This is a genomic window from Pseudomonas sp. LAIL14HWK12:I7 (genome assembly GCF_000483465.1).
GTDB lineage: Bacteria > Pseudomonadota > Gammaproteobacteria > Pseudomonadales > Pseudomonadaceae > Aquipseudomonas > Aquipseudomonas kermanshahensis.
Window position 1 is genome coordinate 226,222 of sequence record NZ_AXYZ01000005.1, and the last position, 24,009, is coordinate 250,230.

Here is a 24,009-nt window from a genome sequence, read left to right on the forward strand (position 1 = left end):
CAAGGTATGTCCCACAGCCCCAATATGTGAGCGCCGAATATGAAAATCGATGACATGGACGCCTTCGTGGCGGTCATCCGTTGCCAGTCGACCAACCTCGCCGCCGAGGCCCTGCAACTGACCCAGCCGGCCATCACCCGTCGCGTGCAGAACTTCGAGGAAGACCTCGGCGCCACCCTGCTCGACCGCAACACCAAACCGCTGAAGCCAACGCCAATGGGCCTGCGCGTGTATGAGCAGTGCAAGGCGATCCTGCGGGAGATCGACTCACTGCGTGAATTGGTCGCCAATGACGGCGCCCCGTCAGGCACGTTGCGCCTGGGCGTGCCGCAAACCCTGGGGGACGTCGTGCTGCTGGACGCCCTGGCGCAGATTCGCGACACCTACCCGGTGTTGCGCACCCAAGTCACCAGTGGTTGGGGCAGCAGCCTGATCGCACGCATGGAAAACGGCGAACTCGACGCCGCTGCCGCGCTGTTCCCGCCTGGCAAAATCTTCCCTGAGGGCATCACCAGCCGCTCCATCGCGCGTATGCCACTGCGCGTGGTGGCCGCCAAGGGCAGCGCCAGCAAGCGCAGTTACAAGCTAAAGGATTGTTACACCCGCGGCTGGGTGCTCAACCCCGACGGCTGCGGTTTTCGTGCAGGGCTGCAGCGGGCCTTGAGCGAACAAGGGCTAAGCCTGTCGATCAACCTGGAAACCTTTGGCACCGACCTGCAACTGGGCCTGGTCGCCAACGGGCAAGGGCTGGGTTTGGTGCCCGAGCCGCTGCTGCAGAGCAGCCGCCATCGGGATGCACTGGATGTGGTCAACGTGACGGATTTCAAACCGCAGGTGGACTTGTGGCTGTTCCATCCACGGTACCTGGGCAACCTGCAGGAGCCGGTGGAGCTGTTTGGTGAGATTGCCGGGAACAGGCTGCAGGCCGCGCCCACAGCAGGAGACCACACATAATAAAATATTTGCATAGTAGAGTTTTTTTAAATTCTACAAACAAATAATTAGCATAGAACTAAAAAGACTTTTACAGCGCTCATCCAGACGAATACGGTCTTAGAAACCCACCGTGTTCCAGGGATGAATACTCCATGAGTCACCCCCCATCCACCGCTGCTCTTGCCGAGCTGACCCAGGCCCTTGCCGCCAACGCCGAGCGCTATGACCGCAGCGGTCAGTTCCCCGCCGACAACTTCAGCTTGCTTCACCGCCACGGCCTGCTCAGCCTGACCGTGCCCCGCGCCTTGGGTGGCGGCGGGGCCGACCTGGCCACTGCGCGTCAGGTGGTTGCTGCCGTTGGCAAGGGCGACCCCTCCACGGCGCTGATCCTGGTCATGCAATACCTGCAGCACTTTCGCCTGCAGGACGAAGCCCGCTGGCCCGAGCACTTGCGCTTGCAGGTCGCCCGTGACGCGGTGGCCAACGGTGCGCTGATCAACGCCTTTCGTGTCGAACCCGAACTGGGCACGCCGGCCCGTGGCGGCCTGCCGGCCACCGTGGCGCGGCGCACCGCTGCAGGCTGGCGGCTGTCTGGGCGCAAAATCTACTCCACCGGCAGCTACGGCCTGACCTGGTACCTGGTGTGGGCGCGCAGCGACGATAAAGACCCGCTGGTCGGTGGTTTTCTGGTGCACAAAGACACGCCCGGCATCAGCATCGTCGAAGACTGGGACCACCTGGGCATGCGCGCCACCTGCAGCCACGAGGTGCGCTTTGACGACGTGCTGATCCCGCTGGACCACGCCGTCAGTGTCAGCCCTGCCAGCGCGCCGCAGCCCGAACTCGATGGCACCGGCCTGCTGTGGATGTCAGTGCTGCTGCCGGCCCTTTATGACGGCGTCGCCCAGGCTGCGCGTGATTGGCTGGTGCAGTTTCTCAACAACCGCGCCCCCTCCAACCTGGGTGCATCGCTGGCGAGCCTGCCGCGCTTCCAGGACGTGGTCGGGCGCATCGATACCCTGCTGTTCGCCAACCGCAGCCTGCTGGACTCGGCGGTCGCCGGGCACATTGACCCGCGCCATGCCGGGCAGATCAAACACCTGGTCAGCCGCAACGCCATCCAGGCGGTCGAGCTGGCCATCGAGGCTGCCGGCAACCCTGGCCTGTCCCGCCGCAACCCGCTGGAGCGGCACTACCGTGACGTGCTGTGCAGCCGCATCCACACGCCCCAGGACGATGTGGTGCTGGCCCAGGTCGGGCGCAGCGCACTGGCGGAGGTGGCAGCATGAGCCACTCGATCATTGCCAGCCAGCTTGACCCCCAGGCCAACCACTACCTGCGCGAGCACCTGCCCGACCACGAAGTCATCGACCTCGCCCCCGGCCAGTTGCACGTGGATGTGCCTGCCGATGTGTTCATCGTGCGCCCGATCAATATTCGCGGTAACCGCGTAGATACCCCGCCGCCAGGCTGGCCCTGGTCGCTGCGCTGGGTGCAGGTGGTGTCGTCGGGCATCGACTTCTACCCCGAATGGGTATTCCAGGGGCCGCCGGTGACCAGCGGCAAGGGAGCCAACGCCGAGCAGGTCGCAGAGTTTGCCCTGGCCCTGGTGTTTGCCGCCGCCAAGCAACTGCCGGGGCTGTGGGTGAAGGACGCCGACTGGCGCCTGACGCCCTTGGCGCCGTTGCGCGGCCGCACGTTGGGCATCTTCGGCTTCGGCAGCATTGGCCAGAGCCTGGCGCGCAAGGCCACCGCGCTCGGCATGCGCGTGCTGGCACTGAACCGCCCTGGGCAGCCGATTGCCGAAGTGCCCGGTGTCGAGCGCGTCGAGCGCCTGCAGCACCTGTTCGCAGGCAGCGATCACCTGGTCATCGCCGCACCGCTGACCCCAGCCACACGTGGCCTGATCGACCGCCAGGTGCTGGCCCAGGCCAAGCCCGGCCTGCACCTGATCAACATCGCCCGCGGCGCCCTACTGGACCAGCAGGCCTTGCTCGAAGCACTGGACAGCGGGCTGATCGGCCGCGCCAGCCTCGATGTCACCGACCCGGAACCGTTGCCGGCGGGCCACCCGCTGTACCACCACCCCCGCGTATTCCTGTCGCCGCACACGTCGGCGATTTCCGAGGACGGCTACCCCGCGCTGCTCGACGCCTTCCTCGACAACTTCGCCCGCTATCGCGAGCAGGCGCCGCTGCGCAACCTGGTCGATATCCAGCGTGGCTACTGACCTTCTCTTCTGGAGCACACCATGAGTTCATTGTCTGTCGTATCCCCACAAACAAACACCGTTCGCCAGCGGGTCAGTGCCGAGGAATGGGAGGTGCGGGTCAAACTGGCGGCCGCCTATCGCCTGGCGGCATTGTTCCGCTGGACCGACCACATCTACACGCACTTTTCGGCGCGGGTGCCCGGGCCAGACGAGCACTTCCTGATCAACGCCTTTGGCTTGCTGTTCGATGAAATCACCGCCTCCAACCTGGTCAAGGTGGATGTCGACGGCACGATCATCGACGACCCACTTGGGCTAGGCATCAACCAGGCCGGTTACGTCATCCACAGCGCCATCCACCGCGCGCGGCACGACCTCAAAGCGGTGCTGCACACCCACACCCGCGACGGCGCCGCCGTGTCGGCCCAGCGGGATGGCCTGCTACCGATCTCCCAGCACGCGCTGGCCTACTACAGCCGGGTGGTTTACCACGACTACGAAGGCGTCGCCCTGGACCTGGACGAGCAACAGCGCCTGGTTGCCAACCTGGGTGACAGCAACATCCTGATCCTGCGCAACCACGGCCTGCTGACCGGCGGGGTCAGCGTCGAGCATGCGTTCCGCGAGCTGCATGGGCTGGAGCGGGCGTGCAACATCCAGGTGGCGGCGCAGGCCGGCGGCAATGACCAGTTGCTGCATGCGGCACCGGCGGCGATTGCCAAGGTGCACGAGCAGTCCAAACGGTTTTCCGACGGGCTTGGCGAAGGGATTCAGCGGCATTGGGATGCGCTGATCCGCCAATTGGACCGTGAGGGGCGTGACTACCAGGACTGACTGGCAGACCGCTGCTGCTTGGGCTGGCCTCTTCGCGGGCAAGCCCGCTCCCACATCCATCAGGTACACCGCAGTACCTGTAGGAGCGGGCTTGCCCGCGAAGAGGCCAGCCCCGGCAACCCAATTACATCAGAAGGAACGCCCCATGCCGCCACTCCCCCGTGCCCGCCACTTGCTTAGCACCTGCGCCCTGGTGCTGGCCCTCGCCGGCTGCTCCCCCGCCACCGAGGACACCAGCAAAACCCTCAACATCGCTTTCTGGGGCGACAACACCACCCTGGTCAGCGTCGACCCCTTCCAGGTCTACTGGCTCGAACACCGTGTGCTGCTGCGCAATGTCGCCGAGTCCCTCACCGACCAGGACCCGGACAGCGGCCGCATCATCCCGTGGCTGGCAAAAAGCTGGGAAGTCAGCGATGACGCCCTCACCTACACCTTCCACCTGCGCCAGGACGTCAGCTTCAGCAACGGCGAGCGCTTCGACGCCCACGCCGTGAAAACGGCCTTTGACACCAACAAAGCCTTCGCCACGCAGTTGCCCGCCACCTTCGGCGCGACCTACCTCGCGGGCTACGACCACGCCGACGTGGTCGACGACTTCACCGTGCGCCTGGTGCTTGCCCGCCCCAATGCCGGTTTCCTGCAGGCCACCTCGACCACCAACCTGGCCATCCTGGCGCCCGCGTCCTACGCACTCAGCGCCCAAGAGCGTTCGCTGGGCAAGATCATCGGCACTGGCCCATTCGTACTTGAGCACTACACCCCGGAAGTCGGCGCACGCCTGGTGAAACGCCCTGACTACGCCTGGGCCTCGGCCAACGTGAAAAACCCCGGCGCGGCCCACCTGGATGCCGTGGACATCAGCTATATCCCCGAAGAAAGCGTGCGCAACGGCCTGTTCCTGCAGGGCAAGGCCGACATCCTCTGGCCGCGCAACCCCTTCTCCGAAGTCGACCTGAAGCTGTTCCAGGCCAAGGGTGCGACCATTCAGAGCCGCTCGCTGCCAGGCCCGGCGCTGAACCTTTACCCCAACACCCGCAACGACCGGCTGCTGGGTGATCGCCAGGTACGCCTGGCCTTGCAGAAAGCCATCGACCGTACCAGCTACGCCCACACCGTCTACAACGCCGAGTTCCCGGTGGTGTCCGGGGTTTATGACATCACCACCCCGTATTTCAAGGCCCAGGCCGACAAGCTCGCCTACGACCCACAAGGCGCAGAGCGCTTGCTCGACGCCGCCGGCTGGAGCAAGGGCGATGATGGCTATCGGCACAAGAATGGCAAGCGCCTGACCTTGCGCTACAACCTAACGCCGGCCGAAAGCGCTGGCGACGTGCTGATCCAGGACCAACTGCGCAAGGTGGGCATCGACCTCAAGCTCAATGTACTGACCCGCGCCGAATGGGTCGCAGGCAATGCGTCGGGTAACTACGACCTCACCTCCACCTACATGACCCGCGCCGACCCGATCATCCTCCAGACCATCCTCGACCCGCGCGCCGCCAACAGTGCCACCCTCGCCACCAATACCTATGAGCCCCAGACCCTGACCCAGGCCCAGGCGCTGTTCGACGATGGCATTACCGCCACCCACGACGCTCAGCGTGCCCAGGCCTACGGCCAACTGCAGGACCTGCTCATCGACCAGGCCTCGGCGTTCCCGTTGTACGAGCGTGTCTGGCAGGCCGCCACCGCGCCCAGGGTCAAGGACTTCCGCTGGACCGCCGAGGGCTTTGCGTTCCTCAGCGATATCCAGGTCGCCCAGCCATGAACCGCTACCTGATTGGGCGCATCGGCCAGGCGCTGCTGGTGCTGTGGGGGGCCTACACCATTACCTACTTCATCCTCTACCTGCTGCCAGGGGACACCTTGGCGATTATGCTCAGCGCCTCGGGCATGGAGGCCGACGGCCTGTCACCCGAAGACCTGGCCAAGGCGCGCGCCTACTACGGGCTGGACCAGGGGATTTTCGAGCAGTACTTCGACTTGCTGTGGCGCGCGCTGCAAGGCGACCTGGGCCGTTCGCTGTCGCTGAACAGGCCGGTGACTGAGCTACTTGCAGAGCGCCTGCCGCAGACCTTGTCACTGGCCGGCCTGGCCATCGTGCTGTCGTTGCTGGCGGGTATTGGCCTGGCCTACCTTACCGCGTACCTGCAATGGCGGCCGCTGAAGGTGGCGCTGTCGCGCGTGCCTTCACTGGGGTTCTCGGTGCCGGTGTTCTGGATGGGGCTGCTGCTGATCCAGGTCTTCGCCTTCGGCCTGGGCTGGTTCCCGGCCACCGGCAGCCAAGGCTTCGCCAGCCTGGTGCTGCCGGCCGTGACCCTGGCCATCCCCAGCGCCGCAGTCTATGCCCAGGTGCTGCAACGCGGTTTCCAAGGCGTGTGGCACGAGCCCTACATCGCCACGGCGTTCGCCAAGGGGCTGAGCCGCGCCCAGGTGCAGGCCCGGCACGCGCTGCGCAACGCGGCCCTGCCGATTCTTACCCTGGTGGGCCTGCAAGTGGGCAATACCGTGTCCGGCGCCGTGCTGGTCGAGACCATCTTCTCGCGCAACGGTGTCGGTCGGCTGGCCCAGGAAGCGGTGTTGCGCCAGGACATCCCGGTGGTGCTGGCGATCGTCGCGGTATCGGCGGCGGCCTTCGTGCTGGTCAACCTGATCGTCGACCTGCTCTACCCCTACCTTGACCCCCGCATCACGCATGCCACGAAGGTGACCTGACCATGACCACCGATACCCGCCCGTTCCGTGCCGCCGCACCCGCCACGCCCTGGAAGCGCCGCACCCGCGTGCAGCGCTTGGGCCAGGCCGTGGCGCCTTTGTTATCGCGCCCAGGTTTCGCCCTGGCGCTACTGGTGGTGCTGTTTGCGCTGGCCGCCGCCGTGGTGCCGCAGTGGCTGACCCATTTCGACCCCTATGCCACCTCGCCTGCGGCCAAGCTGACCGCGCCCGGTGCCGCGCACTGGTTCGGTACCGACGAACTGGGCCGCGACTTGTATACCCGCGTGGTATACGGCGCCAGCCTGTCGGTGCAAGCAGCACTGCTGGCGGTGGGCATCGCCCTGGCCGGTGGCCTTGGTTTGGGTGTGTTGGCGGGGTTTGCCGGAGGGCGAGTCGACGCGGCGCTGATGCGTGTGATCGATGTGCTGCTTGCCCTGCCTGGCCTGCTGCTGGCTCTGGCGATTGTCACCGCCGTCGGCTTCGGTACGGTGCCTGTGGCGATCGCCGTCGGCGTGGGCATCATCCCGGGCTTTGCCCGCACCACCCGCGCCGAGGTGCTGCGGGTCAAGACCTTGCCCTATGTCGAAGCCGCGCGCCTGGGGGGCGCCAGTTGGTGCCGCACCTTGCTGCGGCACATCCTGCCCAACGCCTGGGGGCCGGTCGCGGTGCTTGCCACGTTGGACTTCGGCGCCGCGATCCTGGCCACCGCCGGCCTGAGCTTCCTCGGCTTTGGCGCGGCGCCCCCGGCAGCAGAATGGGGCACGCTGATCGCCAACGGCCGCCACTTTCTGATCACTGCCCCGTGGGTGTCGCTGCTACCGGGCCTGTTCGTGGTCGCCGTGGTGTTCAGCCTAAACCATCTCGCCCGTACCTTCGAGGAGCACCATCGATGAGCCAACACCCCCTGATCGCCGTGCGCGACCTCAGCGTCAGCTACCACGCTGGCGGCCATACCACCCAGGCAGTCAAACACCTGTCGTTCTCCATGGCCCAGGGCGAGACCGTGGCCATCGTCGGTGAGTCCGGTTCGGGCAAGTCGACCTTGGCCAACGCGCTGCTTGGCTTGCTGCCGGGCACTGCCCGAGTCGATGGCGGCCAACTGTGGGTCGATGGCATCGAGGTGGCGCACGCCAGCGAACGGCAGAAGCGCCACCTGCGCGGCCGTACCCTCGGCCTGGTACCCCAGGACCCGATGGTCAGCCTCAACCCGACACTGCGCGTTGGCCAGCAGATCGGCGAAGCACTGGCCCTGGCCCACGGCCGCCGCTACCGCAGCCTCGACGCCGATGTGCTGGCGCTGCTGGGCCAGGTCGGCCTGGACCAGCCGGCCCTGCGCGCCCGCCAATACCCGCACGAACTGTCGGGCGGCATGCGCCAACGGGTACTGATCGCCATAGCCCTGGCCGGCAACCCACGCCTGATCATCGCCGACGAACCCACCAGCGCACTGGACGTGACGGTGCAACGCAAGATCCTCGATCACTTGCAACGGCTGGTGGCCGAACGGGGCATCTCGCTGCTGATCATCACCCATGACCTGGGCGTGGCCACCGACCGCGCCGACCGCTTGCTGGTGATGAAACAAGGTGAGCTGGTCGAGCAAGGCCCGCCTCGCCTGGTGGTCCAGGCACCACAGCACCCCTATACGCGTGACTTGCTTGCTGCAGCGCCCGCCTTTAGCCATCGCCGCCGACCACGGCCGTTGACGCCAGGTACGCAACCGATCCTGAGCCTAGAGGGTATCGGCAAGACATTCGGGTTGCCGAAGACAAAGGGCCAGGACAACCGCTTCGTCGCCCTGCAGGGCCTCAGCCTGCAGGTGCACCCAGGCCAGACCCTGGCCATCGTCGGCGAGTCCGGCTCTGGCAAGAGCACCACCCTGCGCATCGCGCTTGGCCTGGAGGCGCCCAGCCAAGGCCGCATTCTGTTCGACCAGGTAGACGTTACCGGCCTTGGCTGGCGGGCATTTCGGCCCTTGCGCCGGCGCATGCAGCTGGTCCAGCAAAACCCGTTCGCGGCCCTTGACCCCCGTTTCACGGTGTTCGACAGCATCGTCGAGCCCCTGGTGTCGTTCGGCCTGCTCAAAGGCCCCGCGCTGGAACAGGCGGCCCGTGAGCTGATCGAACGCGTGCACCTGCCCGTCAGCTACCTGGACCGCCTGCCCCGCGAGCTGTCCGGTGGCCAGCGCCAGCGCGTGGCCATTGCCCGGGCATTGGCCCTGCAACCCGAGCTGCTGTTGCTCGACGAGCCGGTCAGTGCACTGGATGTCTCGGTGCAGGCGCAGATCCTGGCGCTGCTGGATGAATTGCAACGCGAACTGGGGATCGCCTATGTGCTGGTGTCCCATGACCTGGCAGTGGTGGCGAGCATGGCGGACCACGTACTGGTGCTGCGCCAAGGGCAGGTGGTGGAGCAAGGTACGGTAGACGCGGTGTTCGATCGGCCAACGAGTGACTATACCCGTGAACTGATCGCGGCCATCCCTGGGCACAGAGCCGCCGCATAAGTCATGACTCAATATTATTTATTTGCATTTATACAATATCAATAAATAACTAAAAAACATAATTAGCATAGAACCACAAAGCCTTTCACAACCTCACCCCATACCCGCTAAGGTCACTCCAGACCGACCCCATTCCTGGCGGAGGCCGTCCACCACGACCACGCCAGGAGCCTTGCACGCATGACCCTTCCCTATCACCCACCCTGCTTCACCGGCGCTCCCGCGCGCGGTGACGCATGGCGGTATCGATTCCATTTGCAGCACAACCCACAGGTATTCCCATGAGCAAACGACAGATCCGCCTGGGCGCCATGATCCATGGCGTCGGCCACGGCTGGGGCGAATGGCGCCACCCTCAGGCGCTTGCCGATGCCAGCGTCAATTTTGGTTTCTACAAACAGCAGGCGAAGTTGGCCGAGGCAGCGAAGTTCGACTTCGCCTTCATCGCCGACAGCCTGCACATCCACGCCCGCTCCAGCCCTCACTACCTCAACCGTTTCGAGCCGCTGACCATCCTCTCGGCGTTGGCTGCGGTGACCGAGCACATCGGCCTGGTGGCCACGGTCACCGTCAGCTACACCGAGCCGTTCCAGGTAGCGCGCCAGTTCGCCTCGCTGGACCTGATCAGCGGCGGGCGCGCCGGCTGGAACGTAGTCACTTCGTGGCTTTCGGGCACCGCCGACAATTTCGGCAAGGCCGAACACCCGCCCCATGCTGTGCGCTACAGAATCGCTCGCGAGCACGTGGACGTGGTCAAGGGCTTGTGGGACTCGTGGGAAGACGATGCCTTCACCCGTGACAAAAAAAGCGGGCAGTTCTTCGACCCGGCCAAGCTGCACACCTTGGGCCACCAGGGCGAGTTCTTCAAGGTCAAGGGCCCGCTGAACATCCAACGTTCACCGCAGGGGCAACCGCTGATCTTCCAGGCGGGCGTGTCAGAAGAAGGTCGCAATTTCGCGGCACAGAACGCCGACGCCCTCTTCGTCAGCCCCGAGTCGTTCGACGACGCCCATGCCTATTACCAAGACCTCAAGCAACGCGCCTCACGCCATGGTCGCAACCCCGACGCGCTGTTCATCCTGCCCGGCATCCGCCCTATCGTTGGCCGTGACGCCGAGGAAGTCGAGCAGCGCTACCAGCAGGCCGTGGACCTGGTGAGCATCGAGGACGCACTGGTTGCCCTTGGCCGCCCGTTCAACGACTACGACTTCAGCCAGCATGACCTGGACGCGCCCTTCCCCGACCTCGGCACTTTAGGCAACGACAGCCACAAGGGCACCTCGGACCAGCTCAAGCAACTGGCCCGCGACGAAGGCCTGACCCTGCGCGAATTGGCGCTGCGCTTCTCGCGCCCCCGCCGCGACTTCGTCGGCACCCCGGCACAGGTGGCCGATGCCCTGCAGCACTGGTTCGAACAGGGCGCCGCCGACGGTTTCATCATCAACGCGCTGCTCCCCGACGGCCTGCAGTCCTTCACCGAGCAGGTGGTGCCGCTGCTGCAGGCCCGTGGCCTGGTGCGCAGCGCGTACACCGGCACCACCCTGCGTGACAACTTTGGCCTCAGCGTGCCGGAAAACCGCAACACCCAGCGCCGCACCCAGCCGGCCGTTGCCTGAGCCCACCCCAACAAGGAGTTCTGTTCCATGAGCCTCGAATTCATTGGCCTCATCGGCCCCCAGGAAGGTAGCGAATCACAGGCACCACGCGGCCCGCTGGTCGACCTTGACTTCATCAAGGCATTTTCCCAAGCCCAGGAGTACGGCGGCTTCGACAAGGCGCTGCTGGCGGTCAACACCAGCGCACCCGACTCGCTGATCCTGGCCAGCTACGTCGCCGCATTGACCGAGCGCATCGGCCTGCTGGTCGCGCACCGCCCGGGCTTTCAGGCCCCGACCTTCGCCGCTCGCCAGTTCGCCACCCTTGACCAGTTGAGCCGTGGTCGCGCCTCGATCAACGTCATCACCGGCGGCGACAGCGGCGACCTGCAGCGCGACGGCGACTTCCTCGACAAGGACGCCCGCTATGCCCGTACCGACGAGTACCTGCAGGTGCTGCGCGACACCTGGACCCGCACCGAACCGTTCGACCATAACGGCACGCACTACCGGGTCGAAGACAACCTGACCCTGGTCAAGCCCGTGCAGCAGCTGCCCATCTACTTCTCCGGTGCTTCGGATGCAGCCGTCGAAGTGGCCGCCAAGCATGCCGATGTGTACATGATGTGGGGCGAACCGCTGGAGCAGGTGCGCGAGCGTATTGCCAAGGTGCGCAAGGCTGCAGCCCGTTATGGGCGTGAAAAGCACATCCGCTTCAGCCTGTCGCTGCGGCCGATCCTGGGGGCTACCGAGGAGCAAGCCTGGGACCGTGCCGAGCGCATTCTGGCCGATGCCCAGACGCGCATCGGCATCCGCCAGGGCAACCGCCGCGAAAAGAACTTCGGCAAGAGCAACGCCGGCTCAGAGCGCCTGGTGCAGTTGGCCAGCCAGCGCAAGGTGCATGACACCCGGCTGTGGACCGAGATTGCCGCGTTGGGCGGCGGTGCGGGCAACTCGACGTCGCTGGTAGGGACGGCGGACCAAGTGGCTGAGGCCGCGCTGGCGTACTACGAACTGGGGGTTAGCACCTTCCTGTTCCGCGGGTTCGATCAGTTGCGCGATGCGGTGGAGTATGGCCAGGAACTGATTCCGCGGATTCGCGGGTTGGTGGCGCAGCGGGAGGCTGGGCGTAGCGCGCGGACGGCTTAGTACACCTTGATGCCTCTAATGCCGGTGAGACCGAGCGTCGCCGATCTCACCGGCCCTGCAACACCTCAGACATGCACCACAAATGGATTTGTGCCAACCGTCGGGCAGCGTCATGGGCCCGACTGACCTGCTGCACACATCCGAATCGCCCTTTCGGAGACCGTGACATGGGATTGTCCCGCAGAGACCTGATCACCCGCCTCGCCGCCCTCGGCGGCTATTCGGCAACCCTGGGTATGCTCGGGCAAAACGCCCTCGCTAGCACCTTCCAGCCCCTGCAACTGGCCACCAACGGCGGTAATGGCAAAACAGTGGTCATTGTCGGCGCCGGTATTTCCGGCCTGGTATCGGCCTATGAGCTGCGCAAGGCCGGTTTCAACGTGAAAGTCCTGGAGGCCCGCGAGCGCGTCGGTGGCCGAGTATGGACGCTGCGTAATGGCGACTCGATCGAGCACAACGACGGTTCCCGCCAAACCGTTGAATTCGACACGGGCCTGTTCTTCAACGCCGGTGCTGCACGCCTGCCCAGCCACCACCTGACCATCCTCGGCTATTGCCGCGAACTGGGCGTCGAACTGCAGGTGCTGGTCAACAGCAGCCGCAACGCACTCGCCCAACCAGACCTCAACCGACCACCGCTGCTGTTGCGCCAGGCCGTCAACGACACCCGCGGCCACTTCAGCGAGCTGCTGGCCCGCAGTGTCAGCCGCAACAGTCTCGACCAGGACCTCAGCGCCCCTCAGCGCAAGGCACTGCTGGACTTTCTGAAGGTCTATGGCGACCTGGACCCCCAGCAGCAGTACCGGGGCTCGGTACGCTCGGGCTACACCCGCTTCGCCGGTGCCGGCGACCAGACGCCCATACAGCGCCAGCCGCTGCCCCTGGACCAACTGTTGGACAGCAACCTGCTGTTGCCCCTGGTGTTCGACGAAATCCCCGAATTCTCTTCCACCATGTTCCAGCCGGTCGGTGGCATGGACCAGATCCCCAAGGCGTTCTATCGCAAGGTCAAGGACAGCGTGCAACTGGGCGCCGAAGTACTTAGCGTGCAGACCGGCGAGCAAGGCAGCCGTGTGGTTTGGCGCGACCGCAAGAACGGCCGGCAACACGTCGAAACTGCCGACTACGCCATCGTCACCCTGCCCTTGCCGCTGCTCGCGCGTCTGGACACCAACTTCAGCGCCGACTTCCGCAAGGCCATCGGCCTGGCCGAGGGTGACAAGGCCAACAAGGTGGCCTGGCAATCGCCGCGCTTCTGGGAGACTGACTTCCAGATTTACGGCGGCCTCTCCTACATCAACCACGAGGCTCGCACCCTGTGGTACCCCAGCGACCGGCTTAACAGCGAACAGGGCGTACTGGTCGCCACCTACAACACGGGCGAGGTCGCGCAACAGTTCGCCGGCAAAGGCTTGCAGGCGCAGATCGCCTCCTCGCGCCAGGCAGTCGAGTCACTGCACCCTGGCCACAGCCACAAACTCAGGCGCCCGCTGGCGGTGAACTGGTCGAAGATCCCGTTCAGCGAAAGCCCGTGGATCGTCCACGACGAAGTCGCCCAGCCCGGTTACGACATCCTCAACCAACCGCAAGGCCGCACCTGGCTCGCCAGTGATGCCCTGGCCCATGGCGGCGTTGGCATCTGGCAGAACAGCGCCGCCGAATCGGCGCGGCGTGTGGTCGGCCTCATCGCCCATCACGCCAGCCAAACCTCTCACGGCGTTGCGGCCTGAACCACACAAGGAACCCAGACCATGCCACGTCTTCTTCTGCTAGCCGGAGTACTCATGGCCCTGACCCTCAACGCCAAGGCCGAAGGCATCAAACGCATCGACCCGCCAGGCTCGAGCTTCCCCATCTCGCAACTGGTGACCGTGCCCGCTGGCAGCCACCTGACATTCGTCAGTGGCACCCTGCCGGACATCGCCGACCCGAACGCGACCAAGGGCAGCAGTGCCGCCTTCGGCAATACCGAGACCCAGACACGCTCGGTACTCAACAAGCTACGCACGGCCCTGCGCAGCCAAGCGCTGGACCTGGGCGACATCGTGCAACTGCGGGTGTTTCTGGTGGGCGACCCCGACAAAGGCGGCCACCTTGACTTCGATGGCCTGCAGGCGGCGTACACCGAGTTTTTCGCCACTGCCGAGCAGCCGCGCAAACCAACCCGAACCGCGATCCAGGTCGTGGCCCTGCCATTGCCTGGTGCCCTGGTGGAAATCGAAGCGATCGCGGCCAAGGCGCCCTGAGAGCGCCATGCCGTCAGTTAAGGAATTTTGTGCATGAAGCAACCTTTGACCACCGCCTCGCTGCTCCCCGTTGCCCTGCTCGCAGGGCTCAACAGCGCCACCGCCCTCGCCAGCGAACCCGCCGCCTCAGCATTGGGCACGGTGATCGTCACCGGCAACCGCGGTGCGGAAAAACGCACCATCACCTCCAGCCCCGTGCCCATCGATGTGATCAGCGCCAAACAATTGCAAGAGACCGGCAAGCCCGGCCTGATGGAAGCCCTGAGTGCCAGCGTGCCGTCGCTGACCCTGCCGGAAAAGACCGGCTGGGACGCCAGCGGCATGGCCCGCGCACCGAGCTTGCGTGGGCTCAACGCGGCCCAGGTGCTGGTGTTGGTCAACGGCAAGCGCCGCCACACCAGTGCCACCTTGAATATCAGCGGCATCAATGCCGGCGCCGCACCCAGCGACCTCGATCTGATTCCGATCAGTGCAATCGACCACGTTGAAGTGCTGCGTGACGGAGCCGCCGCCCAGTATGGCTCGGACGCCATTGCCGGAGTGATCAACGTGATCCTCAAAGCCGATGCCAGCGGTACAGCGGTGACCACCGCAGGGCAAGGCTACGACGGTAAGAAGCAAACCGTTCAACAAAGCCTGAACAAAGGCTTCGAACTCGGCCGCGACGGCATCTTGCAACTTGCCCTGGATGCGCGCAGCCAGAACGACGACAACAAGGCCAGCGCCAATGGCTACAGCCAGGCCGAAGCGTTCGACCGTGCTGGCAAGGTCACCTACGGCGGCTACGGTACCCCCAAGATCAACCTGCTGACCTTGGGCTATAACGCAGAACTGCCGGTCAACGACGAACTCAGCCTGTACTCGTTCAGCACCTGGTCCTACCGTAAGGCCGAGCAAGGCCAGAACTTCCGCCTGCCGACCATCGTCAACACCATTACCACCGGCCCTAATGGCTACCCGGCCGGCTATACGCCCACCTGGTACATCGAAGAACACGACTACCAGGCCGCCCTCGGCGCCAAGGGCCTGGTCGGCGCGTGGGACTGGGACTTGTCCAGCACCTATGGCCGAAACGAGGCCGAACAAGGCACCTGGAACAATCAGAACCCGTCCTTGGGCGAAGCCACGCCGAACCATTTCGAATCGGGTACGTGGATCGCCTCGCAACTGACCAGCAACCTCGACTTGCACCGCACCTTCGACATCGGTCTCGGCAAGCCCCTGGACGTGTCCTGGGGGCTGGAGCAGCGCCGCGACAGCTACCAGGTCAAGGCTGGCGACTGGGCCAGTTGGGCCGATGGCGGTTATTGCGCCAGCCCCGGCAACTGCGCGGCCTCCGGTGCGCAGGTCACCAATGGTATCTCCCCAGCCGAGGCCACCAGCGCCAGCCGCAACAGCTATGCAGGCTACCTGGACGTTGGCTTCCACCCACTGCCGCAGTGGTACTGGGGCGCCGCCGTGCGCTACGAACACTACGACCGCGGCATCGGCGCCACCCGCAGTGGCAAGCTGACCACGCGCTACGAATTCACCCCCGAACTGGCCCTGCGGGCCACGGTCAGCAACGGTTTCCGTGCGCCTTCCTTGGCCAACAGCCTGTTCAGTGCCCGCTCGACTACCTACGGTGTGGTGAACGGGGTGTATCAGTCGATCAACTACGGCGTGCTACCCGTGGACAGCGCAGCGGCTCAGGCGCTGGGGGCCGAAGCGCTCAAACCGGAAAAATCGACCAACTACAGCCTCGGCCTGACCTGGCAGCCCAGCGAGCGGCTGGCGTTCACCGCCGATGCCTACCTGATCAACGTGCGCGACCGAATCACCCTGACCGGCACCCTGCTCGGCCCAGAGGTGACGGATACCCTGCTAGCCAGCGGCATCGACTCGACCTCTGGCGGCCGCTACTTCACCAACGGCGCCGACACCCGTACCAAGGGGCTGGATGTGGTGGGCAGTTACGACCAGGACCTGGGTGGCGCCGGCTCGCTGAAGTGGACGGCCGCGTTCAACTGGAACGACACTGAGATCCTCGACTACAAGCAGAGCGTGAACATCCTGGGCACGCCCTATGAACTGATGAACCGGGAGGCGCGCAACTTCCTCACCGACGTTCAGCCGCACACCAAGCTGATACTCGGTGCCAACTGGCGCTGGGACCGCTATCGCGTCAACCTGGGGCTGACTCGTTACGGCTCGTGGCGTGAGGTGAATGCCGCCAACGATCGCTCGCTGGACCGAGAATACAAGGCTCGCTGGATCACCGACCTTGACCTGGGCTACCAATTGACCAAAGACCTTGAATTGGCCATCGGCGCGCGCAACCTGTTCGACGTATATCCCGAACGCCAAGCCCCCAGCAGCAAGACCATGGTCAAGGGCTACGGAGCTTATTCGCCGTACGGCTTCACCGGCGGTTACTACTTCGGGCGCGTCACCTACAACTTCTGAAATACTTTTCACGCGCACACCGCTGTGCAATTGACGGAAAACCTGCCTCGTGGTCTCCTAATGCCTCGCGTTCAGGTGCCCCTCAGGGGGTGAAACGGGAAACCGGTGCGTCGCAAGCCCTCGACCAGGGCCCGACCAAGCCGGTGCTGCCCCCGCAACGGTAAGCGAGCGAAGCGTCTAGACCACTGTGCCGCGTCATCGGGCATGGGAAGGGGCGCTTTTCAGGAGCCCTGCTCCTCCTCGTGAGCCCGGAGACCGGCCTGACGTTCATGAACACCCCGCGGTGGGCGGGCGCTGTCGCATTCCCCTGGGCGGATCACGTTCGGGGCTGCCGCGCTTGCCCGTTGCCCACAAAAAGCAGAGGAACGCGTCATGCCCGTCACCAGCGCCAAACACAGCATTGCCACCCCCGTCACCCTCAGTCAGCGTGTCGTCATCGCCGTCGGCGCCAGCCTGCTGGGCCTGTGCCTGGTGTACTTTGCCGGCTTCTCGCACATCGAAGCCGTGCACAACGCGGCGCACGACACCCGCCACAGCGCCGCCTTCCCCTGCCACTGAGTACGCCCCATGATCATGCGCATTGCCCGTACCGCGGGCTTCAGCGGGCTGCTTGCGGCCTTGCTGCTGACCCTGCTGCAAAGCTTTTGGGTTGCCCCGTTGATCCTTGAAGCGGAAACCTACGAATCCGCAGCCCCTGTTGCCGAGCATCACGAACACGGCGCCGAAGGGGCCGCGGCCCATGAACACAGCGCAGAAGCCTGGTCGCCTGAAGACGGCTGGCAACGCGTGCTGTCCACCACCGGGGGCAACCTGGTGGTGGCGGTAGGCTTCGCGCTGATACTGGTCGCCCTGTACAGCCTGCGTGAACCGAAGCGCGCGGGCACCGGCGCCCTGTGGGGCCTGGCGGGGTTCGCCGTGTTCTGCCTGGCGCCTACCCTGGGCCTGCCGCCAGAGCTGCCGGGCACCGCTGCCGCTGACCTGGGGCAACGCCAGGCCTGGTGGATCGGCACCGCAAGCGCTACCGCACTGGGCCTGGCCCTGTTGGTATTTGCCCGCCACTGGCTGGTTAAAGCGCTAGGCGCCGTGCTGCTGGTACTGCCGCATGTCATCGGTGCACCGCAACCTGAGGTGCATCAAAGCCTCGCGCCTGAAGCCCTGGAAGCCCAGTTCAAGGTCGCCAGCTGGCTGACCAACGCCGCCTTTTGGCTGGCCCTGGGCCTGCTCAGCGCGTGGCTGTACCGCCGCTCCAGCCAGGCCTGATGGTTTTAGACGCTACCCTGCCGGCGCTGTACGCCGGCTTTGGCTGCCGCCGGGGTTGCCCGGCGGACACCCTCGAAAACCTGCTGCGCCAAGCCTTGGCTGACCATGGCTTGGCGCTGTCAGGACTGCGCGGTATCGCCAGCATCGCCCTCAAGGCCGACGAACCTGGCCTGCAGCAACTGGCCAAACGCCTTGGCCTGCCCTTGCTGCTGTACGATGCTGGGCAACTTCAGCCCTACGAACCCCTCCTCAGCTATCGCTCGGCCATCGCCCATGCGCACAGCGGTTGTTGGGGCGTCGCAGAAAGCGCGGCGCTGGCCATGGCCAGCCAGCACCTCGGCACGGCCCGGCTGCGGGTCACACGCCAAGTGCTCGGGCCGGCTACTCTCGCCCTGGCCTGCGGGCGATAATCGCAGCATCCCTTTCATTGCAAGGACTTTCCATGACGGTCTACTTCATTGGCGCCGGCCCCGGCGACCCGGAACTGATCACGGTCAAGGGCCAGCGCCTGATCCGCCAGTGCCCAGTGATCATCTATGCCGGCTCGCTGGTACCCGCGGCTGTGCTCGAAGGCCACCAGGCCGTGACCGTGATCAACAGCGCCGAGCTGCACTTGGAACAGATCATCAGTGCCATGCGCACGGCACACGCGCACGGCCAGGACGTGGCCCGCGTGCACAGCGGTGACCCGAGCCTGTATGGCGCAATTGGCGAGCAGATCCGCCACCTGCGTGAGCTGGGCATCGACTACCAGATCATCCCAGGCGTCACCGCCACTGCCGCCAGTGCGGCCCTACTGGGCTGCGAGCTGACCCTGCCACAGGTGTCGCAAACGGTGATTCTCACGCGCTTTGGCGACACTTCGCCGATGCCGCCCGGCGAGCAACTGGCCGACCTGGCGCGCCATGGCAGCACCTTGGCCATCCACCTGGGCGTAAAAAACTTGCCGCGTATTGTCAGCGAACTGTTGCCGCACTACGGCCCGCAATGCCCAGTTGCCGTGGTCCATCGCGCCACCTGGCCGGACCAGGACTGGGTGCTGGGCACCCTTGACGACATCGTCGAGCGCGTGGCGCTTAAGGATTTTCGCCGCACGGCGCTGATTCTTGTCGGCCATGTGCTGGGTGACACGCCTTTCGCCGAGTCGGCCTTGTACCGTGCCGGGCACGCGCACCTCTATCGCCCTGGCGACTGAGCATTGCCAGCGTTAGCGCAGGCGTAGCAGACTCAAGGTTCCCCCTGCCACCTGGAGCTACGCCAATGCTGGAATTACGACCCAATTGCGAGTGCTGCGACGCTGACCTGCCGGGTGATAGCCCAGACGCCTTGATCTGCTCCTTCGAATGCACCTTCTGCCGTGCCTGCGCCGACACCCGCCTGCACGGCCGCTGCCCCAACTGCTCCGGCCAGTTGCTGGCACGCCCGCCACGGGTCGGCCAAGCACTGGCCAACAACCCCGCCTCGACCCAGCGCGTGCGCAAACCTCACACCGCTTGCGCCTAACGGCCTTGTGCAATTAGGCATCGCCACGCCACGCGGGCGGTGCCTATCCCTGTTTTTGTAGGAATTTTCAACAACACCTACAGGGTTATTCAACAACTCTATACTCGGCATTACCAAACATAGGGAATGGCCGTATCTTGCAGCGCTTCCGATAAACCCCCTTGCAGACGTATTCCTGAGTGTTCCAGGAAGCGGACCACAGCCCTACAGGAGTTTTCTTCATGACTACCGTCCTGATCGTCGACGACCACCCTATTGTCCGGCTCTCCCTGCGCCTGCTGCTCGAGCGGGAGCGCTTTCACGTCGTGGGTGAAGTTGCCAATGGCAGCGAAGTGGCTCAGGCAGCACGCGAATTGCGGCCGGACGTGGTGCTGCTGGACATCGGTTTGCCCGGTCTGGACGGCATGGAGGTCATCAAACGGCTTCAGTGCCTGGAGCCAGTGCCCAAAATCATGGTGCTGACCGGGCAGGCCACCGACCTGTACGTGAGGCGTTGCCTGGATGCCGGCATCGGGGCCTTCGTCACCAAGGACGAAGACCACGAGGCCCTGCTGTTCGCGCTCAAGGCCTTGGTAAAAGGTTATTCGACCTTCCCGCAGATGTCGGTCAACAGCAATTCGCTGGAGAGTGAACCGACACGCCTGGCCAGCTTGTCCAACCGCGAAATGGAAGTGTTGCGGCGCCTGGCGCGCGGTGAAAACAACAAGAATATAGGCACCTGCATGAACCTCAGTGCCAAAACCATCAGCACCTACCGGGGCCGCATCATGGAAAAGCTCAAGACAGAATCGTTGGTAGAAATGGTCGATCTGGCCAAACGCAACAGCGTTTACTGAGCCCAGCCGCCATGACGCGCCTGCTGGCGAGCATCCTGTTGGCCATTGGCATGGCCAGTTCCCCTGGGTTGTTCGCCGACAGCGAACCACGGCAACTGCTAGCGCGCTCGATCAGCGCCGCGCCGCCCCTGCAACTGAGCGACCAGGACCGCCACTGGCTGCAGCAGCGCGGCCAGCTGGTACTGGGCAGCTCCCGGCCTGACTACCCGCCGTTCGAAATCAACATCAGCGAACGTGATTACGAAGGCCTGAGCGCCGACTATGCAGGCATCATCGCCGAGCAGTTGGGGATCCCGATCGTAGTACGACGCTTCGACAACCGCCACGCAGCCATCGCCGCGCTGCGCGAGGGCCGCATCGACCTGCTCGGCAGCTCCAACGCCTTCGAGGCGGCGGATGCCCATTTGGGCCTCAGTTCGCCCTACGCCGACGACCTGCCGGTCATCGTCACCCGCGAAGGCCGCACCCTGAAAAACGCCCTCGACCTGGACGGCCTGCGCCTGGCCATGGTCGACCACTACCTGCCCGCCAGCGCCGTGCGCTCGCTGTACCCCAAAGCGCAATTGAGCCTGTACCGCTCGACCCTGGCTGGCCTTGCCGCGGTCGATCTGGGTGAGGCCGACGCCTACCTGGGCGATGCCATCAGCACCGACTTCTTTATTGGCAAGAGTTACCAGGGCACCTTGAAGATCGACCATTTCTGCCAGGTGGCCCCGGGTGCCTTTGCGTTTGCCATGGCTGACGACAACCCCCGTTTGCGCGGGTTGGTCAACAAGGCCTTGGCCAGAATAACCGAGAGCGAGCGCCTGACCATCCTCCGCCGCTGGACCAGCGGTAACACCAGCCTGCTGCTGGAGCGCCACCTGACCGCCTTGACCGCCGAAGAGGCCGTTTGGATCGCCCACAACCCGACCGTCAAGGTACTGGTCAACACCTCACTGGCACCGCTGACGTTCAACGATGCGCAGCACCGTACCAACGGCATCACCTTGGAGCTGCTCAAGCAGATTTCCCTGCGCACGGGCCTGCACTTCAAACCGATCGAGAGCCAGTCGGCGCAGGCGATGATCGAGCGCCTGGCGCGCGGCGACGCGCAGATGATCGGTGCGCTGGGCTACGGCACCGAGCGTGCCAAACAGCTGCGCTTCACCCGCCCGTACCTGGTCAGCCCCAGGGTATTGGTGACCCGCAACGACGCCACCTCATCAGCGCAGGCCAAAGCCCTCGATGGCCAGCGTGTCGCCCTGGTACGTGGCTCGCCACAGCGCGCAGAACTGCAGCGCCGCTTCCCACGCGCCAAGGTGGTCGAAGTGGACAACCCCCTCGGCCTGATGGAGGCGGTGGCCAGTGGCGCCGCCGACGTGGCCCTGAGCAACTACATCAACGCCACCTACTACATCAACCATGTGTTCAAGGACCAATTGCGCATTGCCAGCGTGCTGGACGACAGCCCAGCCATCGCGGCATTTGCCGTGGCCCCGGACCAACCTCAGTTGCAGGCCATACTCGACAAGGCGCTGCTGAGCATCCCCCCCGAAGAACTGGACCAACTGATCAACCGCTGGCGCACCAGCACGCTGGTCAGTGACAGCCCATGGCGCGACTACCGCACGCTGGCGCTGCAAGTGCTGGTGCTGTCCGCCCTGCTGTTGGCCGGGGTGGTGTTCTGGAATACCTACCTGCGCAAATTGATCCACCAACGCACCGACGCCCAGCACGCCCTGCAAGCCCAGCTAGCCTTGAGCCGCGGCCTGCTCGAACAACTGCGCCAGGCCAAGGACGATGCCGAACAGGCCAGCCAGACCAAAAGCACCTTCCTGGCCACCATGAGCCATGAAATCCGCACACCGATGAATGCCGTGATCGGCCTGCTCGAGCTGGCCCTGGAAGACAGCCGCGCCGGCCGCTGTGATACCCAGACCCTGCAGACAGCCCACGACTCGGCCATTGGCCTGCTGGAGTTGATCGGCGACATCCTCGACATCTCGCGCATCGAGTCCGGGCACATGACCCTGCAACCGGTGCCGACCAACCTGGTCGAACTGGTGCGCAACACGCTGCGGGTATTCGAAGGCAATGCGCGGATCAAAGGCCTGCACCTGCACAGCGCGCTGCCTAACTCACCTGGCTGGGTCATGGCAGACCCTTTGCGGCTCAAGCAGGTACTGTCCAACCTGATCAGCAACGCCATCAAGTTCACCGAGCGCGGCGAAGTGCACGTCAGCCTTATTCTGTCGCCCGCCGACGCAAATAGCGACCTGCAGGTCGAACTCTGCGTACGCGACACCGGCATTGGGATCAGCCCGAAAGACCAGGCCCGGCTGTTCAATGCCTTCGCCCAGGCGGATGGCCCGCGGGCACGCCAGGGCGCCGGGCTGGGTCTGGTGATCAGCCGCACCCTGGCCGAATTGATGGGCGGCACGCTGAGCCTGCACAGCGTCGAAGGCGTGGGCAGCAAGGTGCAAGTCTGCCTGCAGTTGCCCGCCAGCCAAGCCCCCGCGCCTGCCGAACAGCGCGCCCCAGTGCTGGAAGCCAGCAGCGGGCCGCTGAACATTCTGGTGGTCGACGACTACCCCGCCAACCTGCTGTTACTGGAGCGGCAACTGCACACATTAGGGCATCGCGTTACCCTGGCTGAAAACGGCGAAATCGCGCTGGCCCGGTGGCAGGCTGCGCGCTTCGACTTGGTGATTACCGACTGCAGCATGCCGATCATGGACGGCCACGAACTGACCCGCCGCATACGCAAGCTGGAACACGAGGGCGAGTTGATGGCCTGCAGGATCCTCGGCGTCACCGCCAACGCGCAGGCCGAGGAACGTGCCCGCTGCCTGGCCAGTGGCATGGACGAATGCCTGTTCAAGCCGATTGGCCTGCAAACCCTGAAAAACCACCTGCCCCAGGCCAGCACGCACACACCGCCTGTGCAGGCCCAAGGCAGCGGTTTCAACCTGAGCGAGCTGCGCCACCTGACTCAGGACGACGAACAGCTCACCCGGCACCTGCTCGAACAGCTGTCACAAAGCGCCAGTGAAGATTTGGCCGCACTGTGTGCACTCGGGCCAGAGGCGGGTAGCGACGCCGTGCGCGCCTTGGCCCACCGCATCAAGGGTGGGGCAAAAATGCTCAAGATGCGCACGCTGGTCAAGCACTGCGAAGCCATCGAACAGGCGCAGGCCCAAGGGCTGCCAACGGCTGAACTGCGCCAGCAACTGCAAGCCAGCATGCAGGCCCTGTTGCACGAACTCAGTGCCGCCCTCAGTGCAATTGCAACGTCGAGTTGATCTGGCTGATCGCATCGACCACGTGGCGTGACCCTTGCTGGATTTCCATGATCACCGTGCCGGCCTCGTTGGCCAGGGCCACGCCATGGCCGGTACGCGTCAGGCTCGACTGCATGCTCGCCACCGCCAACAGCGACAGGTCATGGTTTTGCCGCACCACATCGACGATCTCCAAGGTGGCTTTGCTGGTACGCGCCGCCAGGTTGCGCACTTCATCGGCGACCACGGCAAAACCGCGCCCATGTTCGCCAGCGCGCGCCGCCTCGATGGCCGCATTCAATGCCAGCAGGTTGGTCTGGTCGGCGATGCCGCGAATGGTCAACACGATCTGCCCGATCACGTCCGACTGCTTGCTGACTGCATCGATACTGCGTGCGGCGTCATTGAGTTCCTGGGAAATCTGTTCGATTACCTGCACCGCCTGCTGTACCACCTCGGTGCCCTTGCGGGCGCAGGCATCGGTTTGCATGGAGCTGGCGTGGGCG

21 protein-coding genes and 1 riboswitch are annotated in these 24,009 nt (G+C 64.8%); of the genes, 20 read left to right on the forward strand and 1 reads right to left on the reverse strand.

Annotated elements, in window-relative coordinates; all coding sequences use genetic code 11:
* Positions 1-39: 39 nt before the first annotated feature.
* The 20 genes from D886_RS0107840 to D886_RS0107935 all read left to right on the forward strand — a co-directional run bounded on the left by D886_RS0107840 (position 40) and on the right by D886_RS0107935 (position 23,524).
* On the forward strand, positions 40-954 hold the full coding sequence (locus D886_RS0107840) for a LysR family transcriptional regulator (protein WP_027593377.1): 915 nt from the start codon (positions 40-42) through the stop codon (positions 952-954).
* 134 nt (positions 955-1,088) lie between these two features.
* The gene (locus tag D886_RS0107845; protein WP_027593378.1) at positions 1,089-2,225 is read left to right on the forward strand and encodes an acyl-CoA dehydrogenase family protein; all 1,137 of its coding nucleotides are present in this window, start codon (positions 1,089-1,091) and stop codon (positions 2,223-2,225) included.
* Positions 2,222-3,166, forward strand: coding sequence for a D-isomer specific 2-hydroxyacid dehydrogenase family protein (locus tag D886_RS0107850; RefSeq protein WP_027593379.1), 945 nt, complete (start codon positions 2,222-2,224; stop codon positions 3,164-3,166). Before D886_RS0107845 ends, D886_RS0107850 begins: the two co-directional genes overlap by 4 nt.
* A gap of 21 nt (positions 3,167-3,187) precedes the next feature.
* On the forward strand, positions 3,188-3,982 hold the full coding sequence (locus D886_RS0107855) for a class II aldolase/adducin family protein (protein ID WP_027593380.1): 795 nt from the start codon (positions 3,188-3,190) through the stop codon (positions 3,980-3,982).
* A gap of 145 nt (positions 3,983-4,127) precedes the next feature.
* A complete protein-coding gene (locus D886_RS0107860; RefSeq protein WP_033694019.1) occupies positions 4,128-5,753 on the forward strand; it encodes an ABC transporter substrate-binding protein in 1,626 nt (541 codons plus the stop codon).
* Complete coding sequence (locus D886_RS0107865; protein WP_027593382.1) at positions 5,750-6,700, forward strand: ABC transporter permease; 951 nt, start codon at positions 5,750-5,752, stop codon at positions 6,698-6,700. Before D886_RS0107860 ends, D886_RS0107865 begins: the two co-directional genes overlap by 4 nt.
* Before the next feature lie 2 nt (positions 6,701-6,702).
* On the forward strand, positions 6,703-7,593 hold the full coding sequence (locus D886_RS0107870; RefSeq protein WP_027593383.1) for an ABC transporter permease: 891 nt from the start codon (positions 6,703-6,705) through the stop codon (positions 7,591-7,593).
* Positions 7,590-9,206, forward strand: coding sequence for an ABC transporter ATP-binding protein (locus D886_RS0107875; protein WP_027593384.1), 1,617 nt, complete (start codon positions 7,590-7,592; stop codon positions 9,204-9,206). The genes D886_RS0107870 and D886_RS0107875 overlap by 4 nt, the downstream gene beginning before the upstream one ends.
* A 281-nt stretch (positions 9,207-9,487) precedes the next feature.
* On the forward strand, positions 9,488-10,822 hold the full coding sequence (locus D886_RS0107880; protein WP_027593385.1) for an LLM class flavin-dependent oxidoreductase: 1,335 nt from the start codon (positions 9,488-9,490) through the stop codon (positions 10,820-10,822).
* 27 nt (positions 10,823-10,849) lie between these two features.
* Positions 10,850-11,950 carry an LLM class flavin-dependent oxidoreductase gene (locus tag D886_RS0107885; RefSeq protein ID WP_027593386.1) on the forward strand — a complete coding sequence of 367 codons (1,101 nt, stop codon included), beginning with the start codon at positions 10,850-10,852 and terminating at the stop codon, positions 11,948-11,950.
* A 167-nt stretch (positions 11,951-12,117) separates the two neighbouring features.
* Positions 12,118-13,680, forward strand: a complete 1,563-nt coding sequence (locus D886_RS0107890) for an FAD-dependent oxidoreductase (protein ID WP_027593387.1) — start codon at positions 12,118-12,120, stop codon at positions 13,678-13,680.
* A gap of 21 nt (positions 13,681-13,701) precedes the next feature.
* Positions 13,702-14,196, forward strand: coding sequence for a RidA family protein (locus tag D886_RS0107895; protein WP_027593388.1), 495 nt, complete (start codon positions 13,702-13,704; stop codon positions 14,194-14,196).
* A 33-nt stretch (positions 14,197-14,229) separates the two neighbouring features.
* Positions 14,230-16,641, forward strand: coding sequence for a TonB-dependent siderophore receptor (locus tag D886_RS0107900; protein ID WP_027593389.1), 2,412 nt, complete (start codon positions 14,230-14,232; stop codon positions 16,639-16,641).
* 56 nt (positions 16,642-16,697) lie between these two features.
* A riboswitch (cobalamin riboswitch) is annotated at positions 16,698-16,920 on the forward strand.
* 93 nt (positions 16,921-17,013) lie between these two features.
* Positions 17,014-17,199: a CbtB-domain containing protein gene (locus D886_RS0107905; protein WP_027593390.1), complete on the forward strand. Its 186-nt coding sequence runs from the start codon at positions 17,014-17,016 to the stop codon at positions 17,197-17,199.
* Between the two features lie 9 nt (positions 17,200-17,208).
* A complete protein-coding gene (locus D886_RS0107910) occupies positions 17,209-17,901 on the forward strand; it encodes a CbtA family protein (protein WP_027593391.1) in 693 nt (230 codons plus the stop codon).
* A gap of 17 nt (positions 17,902-17,918) precedes the next feature.
* The gene (locus D886_RS0107915) at positions 17,919-18,311 is read left to right on the forward strand and encodes a cobalamin biosynthesis protein (RefSeq protein WP_027593392.1); all 393 of its coding nucleotides are present in this window, start codon (positions 17,919-17,921) and stop codon (positions 18,309-18,311) included.
* 32 nt (positions 18,312-18,343) lie between these two features.
* Positions 18,344-19,096: a precorrin-4 C(11)-methyltransferase gene (gene cobM, locus D886_RS0107920; RefSeq protein ID WP_027593393.1), complete on the forward strand. Its 753-nt coding sequence runs from the start codon at positions 18,344-18,346 to the stop codon at positions 19,094-19,096.
* A gap of 65 nt (positions 19,097-19,161) precedes the next feature.
* Complete coding sequence (locus D886_RS0107925; protein ID WP_027593394.1) at positions 19,162-19,404, forward strand: DUF1272 domain-containing protein; 243 nt, start codon at positions 19,162-19,164, stop codon at positions 19,402-19,404.
* A 221-nt stretch (positions 19,405-19,625) separates the two neighbouring features.
* On the forward strand, positions 19,626-20,240 hold the full coding sequence (locus D886_RS0107930; RefSeq protein WP_027593395.1) for a response regulator transcription factor: 615 nt from the start codon (positions 19,626-19,628) through the stop codon (positions 20,238-20,240).
* Positions 20,241-20,251: 11 nt separating this feature from the next.
* Entirely contained in the window at positions 20,252-23,524 is a 3,273-nt protein-coding gene (locus D886_RS0107935; RefSeq protein ID WP_027593396.1) for a transporter substrate-binding domain-containing protein, read from the forward strand.
* Here the strand turns inward: D886_RS0107935 and D886_RS28755 are convergent.
* Positions 23,499-23,993, reverse strand: a complete 495-nt coding sequence (locus D886_RS28755) for a methyl-accepting chemotaxis protein (RefSeq protein WP_371097432.1) — start codon at positions 23,991-23,993, stop codon at positions 23,499-23,501. The genes D886_RS0107935 and D886_RS28755 overlap by 26 nt on opposite strands.
* Positions 23,994-24,009: the final 16 nt, after the last annotated feature.